General features: G+C 45.3%; 8 protein-coding genes. 7 read left to right on the top strand and 1 reads right to left on the bottom strand.

Annotated elements, in window-relative coordinates:
* The 6 genes from AC0DBE_RS16565 to AC0DBE_RS16540 form a co-directional block, all read left to right on the top strand.
* A partial coding sequence (locus tag AC0DBE_RS16565; protein WP_131121716.1) for an IS3 family transposase occupies nucleotides 1-86 on the top strand: 86 nt, incomplete at its 5' end.
* A 211-nt stretch (nucleotides 87-297) separates the two neighbouring features.
* Nucleotides 298-906: a trimeric intracellular cation channel family protein gene (locus AC0DBE_RS16560; protein ID WP_472962915.1), complete on the top strand. Its 609-nt coding sequence runs from the start codon at nucleotides 298-300 to the stop codon at nucleotides 904-906.
* Between the two features lie 192 nt (nucleotides 907-1,098).
* A complete protein-coding gene (gene helD / locus AC0DBE_RS16555; protein WP_072565261.1) occupies nucleotides 1,099-3,423 on the top strand; it encodes an RNA polymerase recycling motor HelD in 2,325 nt (774 codons plus the stop codon).
* A gap of 171 nt (nucleotides 3,424-3,594) precedes the next feature.
* Nucleotides 3,595-5,412: an assimilatory sulfite reductase (NADPH) flavoprotein subunit gene (locus tag AC0DBE_RS16550; protein WP_472962913.1), complete on the top strand. Its 1,818-nt coding sequence runs from the start codon at nucleotides 3,595-3,597 to the stop codon at nucleotides 5,410-5,412.
* Nucleotides 5,413-5,437: 25 nt separating this feature from the next.
* The gene (gene cysI, locus AC0DBE_RS16545) at nucleotides 5,438-7,153 is read left to right on the top strand and encodes an assimilatory sulfite reductase (NADPH) hemoprotein subunit (protein WP_014115150.1); all 1,716 of its coding nucleotides are present in this window, start codon (nucleotides 5,438-5,440) and stop codon (nucleotides 7,151-7,153) included.
* 255 nt (nucleotides 7,154-7,408) lie between these two features.
* Nucleotides 7,409-9,421 (top strand): Na+/H+ antiporter, encoded by a 2,013-nt coding sequence (locus AC0DBE_RS16540; protein ID WP_072565259.1) that lies wholly within the window; start codon nucleotides 7,409-7,411, stop codon nucleotides 9,419-9,421.
* Between the two features lie 43 nt (nucleotides 9,422-9,464).
* On the opposite strand, the gene yvgO is transcribed toward AC0DBE_RS16540, so the two are convergent.
* Nucleotides 9,465-9,950, bottom strand: a complete 486-nt coding sequence (yvgO, locus tag AC0DBE_RS16535) for a stress response protein YvgO (RefSeq protein ID WP_072565258.1) — start codon at nucleotides 9,948-9,950, stop codon at nucleotides 9,465-9,467.
* 222 nt (nucleotides 9,951-10,172) lie between these two features.
* Between yvgO and pgoN the strand changes: the two genes are divergently transcribed.
* The gene (pgoN, locus tag AC0DBE_RS16530; protein WP_072565257.1) at nucleotides 10,173-11,003 is read left to right on the top strand and encodes a glyoxal/methylglyoxal reductase; all 831 of its coding nucleotides are present in this window, start codon (nucleotides 10,173-10,175) and stop codon (nucleotides 11,001-11,003) included.
* The last annotated feature ends 20 nt before the right edge of the window (nucleotides 11,004-11,023 follow it).

Here is an 11,023-nt window from a genome sequence, read left to right as displayed (position 1 = left end):
AATACATTCACTATTATAACAATATTCGTATTCAAACGAAACTAAACAACCAATCACCGATAAACTATCGGCAATTGGCTGTTTAAAAGGTGTTTTGATCCCTGTCTCAAAAACGGGGGTCAGTCCCGTATGCCAGGCGCTTTTTTTAATCTCGAAAACTCATATCCATCAGCATTAGCGGTATTCCCTCTAAATTTATCTTTTTTTATCGTGAAAATGTTATTGATTTTACGCTTGAGCGATTATAAAATCTAGAGGTCGTCAGAAAATTTAACAAACATAAAGGGAGTCATCAGAATGGCTTGGGAGCTGCTCAGTGTGATAGGCATCATTGCGTTTGCAGTCAGCGGCGCAATTGTTGCGATGGAAGAGGAATATGATATTTTAGGAGTTTATATATTAGGGATTGTCACAGCTTTTGGAGGCGGAGCGATCCGCAATTTGCTGATCGGTGTTCCGGTGTCAGCACTATGGGAGCAGGGAGCATACTTTCAAATCGCGCTCTTATCCATTACGATTGTATTTCTGTTCCCGAAGCTGCTGCTGAAGCATTGGAATAAGTGGGGAAATTTATCAGATGCGATCGGTCTCGCAGCCTTCGCCATCCAAGGTGCACTGTATGCCGTCAAAATGGGCCATCCGCTTAGTGCCGTCATCGTGGCTGCGGTGCTGACGGGAAGCGGCGGCGGAATCATCCGTGATCTTCTTGCCGGACGCAAACCGCTTGTGCTGAAAGCAGAAATTTATGCAGTCTGGGCGGCTCTCGGCGGTTTAATCGTCGGCTTGGGTTGGCTGGGAAACTCATTTGGCTTGTACGTCCTGTTTTTCGTGCTCGTTGTTTGCCGCGTTTGTTCTTATATGTTTAATTGGAAGCTGCCAAACCGTTCTTTTCTTTTAGATAACTAACATCAAAAAAACCGATTTCAATTTGAAATCGGTTTTTTTGCATATAAATAACCCAAACCTTGATTGATATTGGGTGAATGTGCTAAGATGAATTGTATTTGCCTATTTTCATCATATATTTGATATATGTATCCAATTATATTTTACAGTATTTCATCTGTGTTTGTCAACTATTTTCTGGAGGTGCCGTTCATGAATCAGCAGGATAAGGAATGGAAGGAAGAGCAGTCAAGAATAGATGAGGTGCTGCAGGAGCTCGGCAAAAAAGAGCGGTTTCTCGAAACGTCTGCAGGCGGGTTAAAGCATGACATTATCGGATTAAGAAAAAGCTTTTGGGAGGATGTTACGGTTAATCTTGATGATGCCCATGAAGCGGTTGAAACGATGGCAAGCATTAAGCAGCAGGCAGAGCTGCTGTCTGATCGGGAACGGAATCATCGGCGTATGGATCAGCAGCTCAAACGAATTCATCGATTAAAAGCATCGCCTTATTTTGGGCGGATTGATTTTATTGAAAACGGCGAGGAGCGGGCAGAGCGAATTTATATCGGTTTAGCTTCTTGTATGGATGAGAAGGAGGAACAATTTCTAATCTATGACTGGAGGGCGCCAATATCAAGTATGTACTACAATTATTCCCCAGGAAAAGCGGAGTACGAAGTGCCCGGCGAAACGATAGAAGGGGAAATGGTGCTGAAACGCCAGTTTATCATTAAAAACGGCGCTCTTAAGGCGATGTTTAATACTGATATGACGATTGGCGATGAAATGCTGCAAGAGGTATTAAGCCATCAGTCTGATACTCAAATGAAAAACATCGTGTCTACGATTCAGAAAGAACAAAATCAGATTATCCGTAATGAAAAAAGCAAATTCCTGATCGTGCAGGGAGCGGCCGGGAGCGGAAAAACATCGGCAGCGCTTCAGCGTGTCGCTTATTTGTTATACAGGCACCGCGGCGTCATTGATGCCGGACAAATCGTTTTATTTTCTCCTAACTTCTTATTTAACAGCTATGTCTCCTCTGTTTTGCCTGAGTTAGGAGAAGAGAATATGGAGCAGGCGACGTTTCAGGAATATATCGAGCATCGGCTTGGCCGCAAGTTTCAATGTGAAAGCCCCTTTGACCAGCTTGAATATTGTCTGACCGAAACAAAGGATGACGGTTTTCCTTCAAGGCTTGCGGGAATTACATGGAAGGCGGGCTTATCTTTTCAGCAATTCATTGATGAATACGTCAGCCGGCTGTCGTCTGAAGGGATGATTTTTAAAAATATCATCTTCCGCGGGCAAAAACTGATCACAAAGGAACAGATTCAATCCTATTTTTACTCACTGGATCAAGGCCAGTCCATTCCAAACCGAATGGAGCTAACGGCGAGGTGGCTGCTGAGTGAGCTGAACAAGCTTGAGAAAAAGGAACGGCGTAAGGATTGGGTCGTTCAGGAAGCTGAGCTGCTCGACAAAGAGGATTACTTGGACGTGTACAAAAAACTGCAGGAAAGGAAACAGTTCAGTGAGAGTACTTTTAACGATTATCAAAGAGAGCAACAGCTGCTTGCCGCCATCATTGTGAAAAAGGTCTTCAAACCGCTCAAACAGGCGGTCAGACTCCTTGCGTTTCTTGATGTTACACAGCTGTATCTGCAATTGTTTTCTGGCTGGGGAGGGAAATGTCAGCATGAGGAGACGGCAGCGATAGGAGAGCTGACCCGATCGGCATTCGCGGAAAATAAATTGCTCTATGAGGATGCGGCACCGTTTCTTTATATGCAGGATCTGATTGAAGGCAGAAAGAAAAATACGAAGATCAAACATCTTTTTATCGACGAAGCTCAGGACTATTCACCGTTTCAGATGGCTTACATGAGAAGTATTTTTCCATCTGCCAGCATGACGGTGCTCGGTGATATCAATCAGTCCATCTACGCCCACGCCATACATGGCGTAAAGCGTATGGATGCGTGCTTTGAAGGTGACCCGGCTGAATATGTTCGTTTAAAGAGAACGTACAGATCGACAAAGCAGATTGTCGAGTTAACAAAAGCGATGCTTCAGGACGGAGCCGATATTGAGCCTTTTAACAGAAACGGGGAAATGCCTCTCGTTTTCAAAACCGAAGGACATGAGGACCTTTGTCAAAAACTCACGAAAGAAATTGACCGTCTCAAGAAGCAAGGGCACGAAACGATAGCCGTCATTTGCAAGACTGCGCAGCAATGCATACAGGCGCACGCTCACATGAGCGAATATATAGATGTTCGTCTGATTCATAAAGAAAATCAAACATTCCAAAAGGGAGTTTGTGTCATTCCAGTATATTTAGCGAAGGGAATTGAGTTTGACGCAGTGCTTGTCTATGATGCATCAGAAGAACATTATCAAACAGAGCACGACCGCAGGCTGTTATACACTGCCTGCACCCGAGCAATGCATATGCTGACGGTATTTTATACAGGTGAAGCCAGTCCGTTTGTAACAGCTGTGCCGCCCCACTTATATCAGAATGCTGAATGAAGAGAAGGGAGTCCTTCTCTTTTTCTATTTATAATGAAACAAAGCGGGTTTATCATTAGGATTCCTAATAGTTATCATCATGTAAATATATTTTACTTAAGCCTAGTATTCCGGTAAAGTTCAATTAGATGCAATTTTCGATCAGTTTATAACTTTGTGAGGTGGAATACGTTGCAACTTCAGGTAATGAACAGTCCGTTTAATCAGGAGCAGGCAGAGCTCCTTAACAGCCTTCTGCCAACCTTGACCGAATCTCAGAAAATCTGGCTGAGCGGATATTTATCCGCGCAATCTGTTTCCGCCCAAGAAACAGCGGAGGCGCCGGGGGCTGCTGTGTCTGCGGAAGTGGCGGCACCAGCCGTTTCAAAAGAAGTGACCGTTCTTTACGGTTCACAGACGGGGAACGCACAGGGTCTTGCAGAAAATGCCGGCAAGCAGCTTGAGCAGCGCGGTTTTCAAGTAACCGTCTCATCCATGAGCGATTTTAAGCCGAATCAGCTGAAGAAAGTAAACAATCTTTTGATCGTCGTCAGTACGCACGGTGAAGGCGATCCGCCAGATAACGCACTGTCGTTTCACGAATTTCTGCATGGTAGACGGGCGCCTAAGCTTGAAGATCTTCGTTTTTCTGTTTTGGCGCTTGGTGACAGCTCGTACGAGTTTTTCTGCCAGACAGGGAAAGAATTTGATCAGCGCTTAGAAGAACTCGGCGGAAAACGGATTTCTCCGCGCGTTGATTGCGATCTTGACTATGATGAGCCGGCAGCTGAATGGCTGGAAAGCGTTTTTGATGGCTTAAGTGAAGCTGAGGGCGGAAGTGCCGCGCCTGCGCCGGCAGCAGTGCCTCAAACAGTTGAATCTGCGTATTCAAGAACAAACCCGTTTCGGGCTGAAGTGTTAGAAAATTTAAATTTGAACGGCCGCGGATCAAATAAAGAAACACGCCATGTGGAGCTGTCTCTTGAAGGATCTGGCCTGACTTATGAGCCTGGTGACAGCCTCGGCGTCTATCCGGAAAACGATCCGGAGCTTGTCGAGATGCTGCTTAAGGAAATGAATTGGGACCCCGAAGAAATTGTGACGCTTAATAAGCAAGGTGATGTCCGCCCGCTGAAAGAAGCGCTGATTTCTCACTATGAGATTACCGTTCTCACAAAACCGCTTCTTGAACAGGCAGCCCAGCTGTCTGGGAGCGATGAGCTTAGAGAGCTTTTAGCCCCAGGAAATGAGGATAATGTAAAAGCGTATCTTGAAGGGCGCGATTTGCTTGATCTCGTTCGTGATTATGGCCCGTTCAGTGTATCGGCGCAGGAGTTTGTTTCGATTCTGCGAAAAATGCCGGCCCGCCTCTATTCGATTGCGAGCAGTTTATCAGCTAATCCGGATGAAGTGCATTTAACGATCGGTGCAGTCCGCTACGATGCGCATGGCCGTGAACGAAAAGGCGTCTGCTCAATTTTATGCGCGGAGCGTCTGCAGCCGGGAGATACACTGCCGGTTTATGTCCAGCATAATCAAAACTTTAAGCTTCCGAAAGATCCTGAAACACCGATTATCATGGTCGGCCCTGGGACAGGCGTTGCTCCGTTCCGTTCCTTTATGCAGGAGCGTGAGGAGACGGGAGCGGAAGGAAAAGCATGGATGTTCTTTGGCGATCAGCACTTTGTGACAGATTTCCTTTACCAGACAGAGTGGCAAAATTGGCTCAAAGACGGTGTGCTGACAAAAATGGATGTGGCGTTCTCACGTGATACGGAAGAAAAAGTATATGTGCAGCATCGCATGCTTGAGCAGAGCGCAGAATTGTTCGAATGGCTTCGAGAAGGCGCGGTTGTTTACATTTGCGGCGATGAAAAGCACATGGCGCATGACGTCCATAACACATTGGTTGAAATTATCGAGAAAGAAGGCAATATGAGCCGCGATGAAGCGGAAGCTTATCTTGCCGATATGCAGCAGCAAAAACGCTATCAGCGTGATGTATATTGATTTGACTTGAAAGGAGTTTTTCAACATGGTGACCAAAATCTTAAAAGCACCGGACGGCTCTCCAAGTGATGTTGAACGCATTAAAAGAGAAAGTGATTATTTGCGCGGCACACTGAAAGAAGTCATGCTGGATCGGATCAGTGCCGGAATTCCGGATGATGACAACCGCCTGATGAAACACCACGGCAGTTATTTGCAGGATGACCGTGACCTCCGCAACGAACGCCAAAAGCAAAAGCTGGAGCCTGCATATCAGTTTATGCTGCGCGTGCGTATGCCAGGAGGCGTTTCAACGCCTGAGCAATGGCTTGTCATGGATGACCTTTCTCAGAAATACGGGAACGGCACATTAAAACTGACGACACGTGAAACGTTCCAAATGCATGGGATTCTGAAATGGAACATGAAGAAAACCATTCAGACGATCCACTCAGCTCTTTTGGATACGATCGCAGCCTGCGGAGACGTAAACCGCAACGTCATGTGCGCATCGAATCCTTATCAGTCTGAAATCCACTCTGAGGTATACGAGTGGTCTAAAACATTAAGTGATGATCTGCTGCCGCGGACGAGAGCATATCATGAAATTTGGCTAGATGAGGAAAGAGTGGCCGGCACGCCTGAGGAAGAAGTTGAGCCAATGTACGGACCGCTCTATCTGCCGCGGAAATTTAAAATCGGTATTGCAGTTCCGCCATCTAATGATATTGACGTCTTTTCACAAGATCTGGGATTCATTGCGATTGTTGAAGAGGGCAAACTGATTGGTTTTAACGTGGCGATCGGCGGCGGTATGGGAATGACGCACGGTGACACAGCGACATATCCCCAATTAGCCAAGGTGATTGGGTTCTGCCGTCCTGAGCAAATGTATGACGTTGCTGAAAAAACGATTACGATTCAGCGCGATTACGGAAACCGTTCTGTCCGCAAAAATGCGCGGTTCAAATACACGGTTGATCGCCTCGGTTTAGAAACCGTAATAGAAGAATTGGAAAACCGTCTTGGCTGGAGCTTGGAAGAAGCGAAGCCATATCACTTCGACCATAACGGCGACCGTTACGGCTGGGTGGAAGGCATTGAGGATAAATGGCATTTTACACTGTTTGTCGAAGGCGGCCGTGTAACGGATTACGATGATTATAAGCTGATGACAGGCTTGCGGGAAATCGCCAAGGTTCATACAGGCGAGTTTCGTCTGACATCCAATCAGAACTTGATTATTGCGAACGTTTCAAGCGATAAAAAAGATGAAATTAGTGCGTTAATCGAGCAATACGGACTCACTGATGGCAAGCATCATTCAGCGCTCCGCCGCAGCTCTATGGCGTGCGTCGCTCTTCCGACCTGCGGATTGGCAATGGCTGAAGCAGAACGTTATTTGCCGACCCTTTTAGATAAGGTTGAAGAGATTATTGACGAAAACGGCCTTCGTGATCAGGAAATCACCATTCGCATGACAGGCTGCCCTAACGGCTGTGCACGCCATGCACTTGGTGAGATCGGATTTATCGGAAAGGCGCCGGGCAAATATAATATGTATCTTGGCGCTGCATTTGACGGAAGCCGTTTAAGCAAAATGTACCGTGAAAACATCGGTGAAGAAGACATTTTAAGCGAGCTGCGCGACCTTCTTTCCCGTTATGCGAAAGAACGTGAGGAAGGCGAGCACTTCGGTGATTTTGTCATCCGCGCAGGCATCATTAAAGCAACGACTGACGGCACAAATTTTCATGATTGATAAAGAAAGATGAGAGACAGGGAATAACTCCCTGTCTCTTTTTTTCTAGAATTTGCTCTGCTGCAAAAAAGTTCACTATGAGCATTTCATGAGAAATAATACCCTAAAAAGGGTACTATAAAAGAAGACAAGTGTGGAGAGAACTCCTGCGAAATCACATAATGGATGCAAGGCCATCCTATCCTCAGCCTCTTATAGACAATCAGACATCGAGTCATCATGCACGAAACACAACAGACGAAGGAGGTCATGCATTTGGACATATTTTTAGTTGTTCTCGTTTTATTAACGATTATTGCGATATCCAATATCGTGAACCGGTTTATTCCATTTATTCCAGTGCCTCTTATTCAGGTGGCGCTAGGGATTCTTGCGGCCTCATTTCCACAGGGGCTTCATTTTGAATTAAGCACCGAATTGTTTTTTGTTTTGTTTATTGCGCCTCTTCTATTTAATGATGGGAAGAGAACGCCGCGGGCAGAGCTTTGGAATTTACGAGCTCCAATTTTATTGCTAGCACTCGGCCTTGTATTTGCGACTGTGATTGTAGGAGGCTACACGATTCACTGGATGATTCCTGATATTCCGCTGGCAGCGGCTTTTGGACTTGCGGCCATTCTTTCACCGACTGATGTTGTCGCTGTCAGCGCATTATCAGGAAGAGTGAAAATGCCAAAAGGGATTCTTCGATTGCTTGAAGGGGAAGGGCTGATGAATGACGCATCAGGTCTGGTGGCCTTCAAGTTTGCGATTGCAGCTGCAGTGACCGGTGCATTTTCATTAGCACAAGCGGCTGTCAGCTTTGTATTTATTTCTCTCGGGGGATTGCTGTGCGGGGTTGTCATTTCGTTTTTGATTATTCGTTTTCGCCTATTCTTGCGCCGCCTTGGTATGCAGGATGTCACGATGCATATGCTGATTCAAATTCTGACGCCGTTTGTGATTTATTTGGCAGCGGAAGAAATCGGCGTTTCCGGCATTTTAGCCGTTGTAGCGGGAGGCATTACCCATGCGGTTGAACAGGATCGTCTGGAATCAACGATGGTCAAACTGCAAATCGTCTCCTCGAGTACGTGGAACATTATTTTATTTATTTTGAACGGTCTTGTCTTCGTTATTCTCGGGACGCAGATTCCGGACGTCATTTCTGTCATCTTTAACGACACCGCAATCAGCAACTTGAAGGTGATCAGCTATATCCTTGTGATCACATTTACGTTAATGCTTCTCAGATTTCTGTGGGTGCTGTTCTTCTGGAATGGCAAATGGTTCTTTAATAGGGATCAGAACATCTATAAACCGGGTCTTCGTTCAACGCTGTTACTTTCGATTTCCGGTGTGCGCGGAGCTGTAACGCTTGCGGGTTCTTTCTCCATTCCGTATTTTCTGGAGGACGGCACACCGTTCCCGGAAAGAAATCTGATTCTCTTTTTAGCAGCCGGCGTCATTTTATGCACACTTGTCATTGCCACTGTTGTACTCCCGCTTCTGACTGAAAAAGAAGAAGAGGATGAGAAACGAAATGAAAAGCTGCTGACGGCAAGACGCAAATTGATTAAAACAGCTCTCCGAACGATTAAAGAGGGCATGAACGATACAAACAAAACAGCCTCTCTTGCGGTTATAGCTGAATACAATGAGAAAATGAAAAATCTTCGTTTTCAGCAGTATACATCATCTAATCGGATCAAAAAGCAAGAGCGAAAAGTCCGTGCGCAAGGGGTTAACGCTGAGCAAGAGGCACTGGTAAAAATGCTGGAGCGGGGAGATATCCCAGAAGAAACGGCAAATGTGCTGCAAGAACGGTTTAACGAATTAGAAATTTTGTATGGCAACCCATTTAAAGTCGGATTATCAAAAACAAGGCTCAAGCGGCTGATGTATTGGATTTTCTTCGGTGAACATAAAAAGCCGGAGATGTCGATTTTAAATGAAGCGGGATTGATACGGGCAACGAGAGTGAAAACAGCAAAAGCAGCGATAGAATACTTGGAAAAACATAAGACGGAAGAACATAAAGAAGTGTTTTTATCTGTCATTACGTTTTATAAACAATTAATTTTCAGGCTGGAGCACAGCCATCACGAGCTGAAATCAAGCGCTCATTTTGAAAATCAGAAGCTGGAAGTGAAGCTGAAGGCTGTGCAGGCGATCAGAAATGAAATTCAAACGCTCTTCGAGGAGCGGGAAATTTCCCGGGACATCTCCCATGAGCTTCGCCAATACATTAATGATGTGGAAGCCGCCATGCTTGAAGGCGGCGAATAAATACAGCAAAAAAGCTGGCGTCTAACGCCAGCTTTTTTCTATATTAAGGGCGATGGAATTCGACAGTGCTGCCATCCCGGTCGAACCAGCCTCTGAAGGCCCAGTTGATCCAGCCGCCATCACCTTTGTTTGTAAAGGTTCCGTCTTCAAATACCCAAATGCCGTACGTAATGCCGTCGTAAACGGCTGAACCGTAAAATTGCACACCGTTCAAGTGATCTTCATACTCCTGGCTTAAATTAAATACCATGACGTTATATTTTTGGCCGGATGCGTAGAAGGAAGACTCCATGAGGTTTTTCACAAATCCATCCCGGTTCTGTGAGGATTTGATGGCATCAGCGATCTGGTTGGCAATTCCAAGCACATCCAGGTTGACGTTTAAACCTACATCAGCGGCAGTTGTTCCGGCAGTTGCTGTCTGTGAGATCTTCGGAGCAGGATTTTCTTCAGCGGAAGCAAAGGACAAAGGGGCAATTGTCAAAGCGGCACCAAGCGCAAGTGTCATTGGGATACGAATATGTTTCAAGTTGTTTCCTCCTTTGTTTTCATTTGGTTACACTAAACGCATACCCTGCTCAATGTATCGATAATCTCAATATTGTTAAAATAGGAAAAAAATAGTGTTTGGATTTGCCTGTGCTGTGAAAAAAGAAGCAAAAAGAGGGTCTTAAGCGTATTATTGGTATCGGCTGAGAGGAATGTGAGATAATATAGACGCTTACATTTCAGTGAAAGGGTGGATGTTCAAGTGCCAACAAGTTTAAAAGATACTGTAAAGTTACATAACGGAGTGGAAATGCCTTGGTTCGGTCTGGGTGTTTTTAAAGTAGAAAATGGAAGTGAAGCGACTGAATCAGTGAAAGCGGCAATTAAAAACGGCTACCGCAGCATTGATACAGCAGCGATCTACAAAAATGAAGAAGGCGTTGGCATCGGAATTAAAGAATCCGGTGTGGCAAGAGAAGAGCTCTTCATCACATCAAAAGTATGGAATGAAGATCAAGGCTACGAAACAACGCTTGCTGCCTTTGAAAAAAGCTTGGAAAGACTTCAGCTTGATTACTTAGATCTATATTTGATCCACTGGCCTGGCAAGGATAAATATAAAGATACATGGCGCGCGCTTGAAAAGCTGTACAAAGACGGCAAAATCCGCGCGATCGGCGTCAGCAACTTCCAAGTTCATCATTTAGAAGAGCTGTTGAAAGATGCTGAAATCAAACCGATGGTGAACCAAGTTGAATTTCACCCTCGTTTGACGCAAAAAGAATTAAGAGATTACTGTAAAGAGCAAGGCATCCAGTTGGAAGCGTGGTCTCCGCTCATGCAGGGACAGCTTTTGGATAACGAAGTACTGACACAGATTGCTGAAAAACACAATAAATCTGTGGCTCAAGTGATTTTGCGCTGGGATCTGCAGCATGAAGTTGTAACAATTCCAAAATCCATTAAAGAACACCGTATCATCGAAAACGCTGATATTTTCGATTTCGAATTGTCTCAAGAAGACATGGACAAAATTGACGCGTTAAACAAAGATGAGCGTGTCGGCCCAAATCCCGATGAGCTCCTGTTTTAATGAAAAACTCCCCGTCACGG

This window comes from Bacillus sp. VA15 (assembly GCF_055721145.1).
The sequence above is the reverse complement of the archived record's forward strand: the minus strand, read 5'-3'. Positions and strand labels throughout refer to the sequence as shown.

What these genes read in the sequence shown, in the direction of transcription:
- AC0DBE_RS16560 (WP_472962915.1), top strand. Translation starts at nt 298, where the DNA reads ATGGCTTGGGAGCTGCTCAGTGTGATAGGCATCATTGCGTTTGCAGTC.
- helD (WP_072565261.1), top strand. Translation starts at nt 1,099, where the DNA reads ATGAATCAGCAGGATAAGGAATGGAAGGAAGAGCAGTCAAGAATAGAT.
- cysI (WP_014115150.1), top strand. Translation starts at nt 5,438, where the DNA reads ATGGTGACCAAAATCTTAAAAGCACCGGACGGCTCTCCAAGTGATGTT.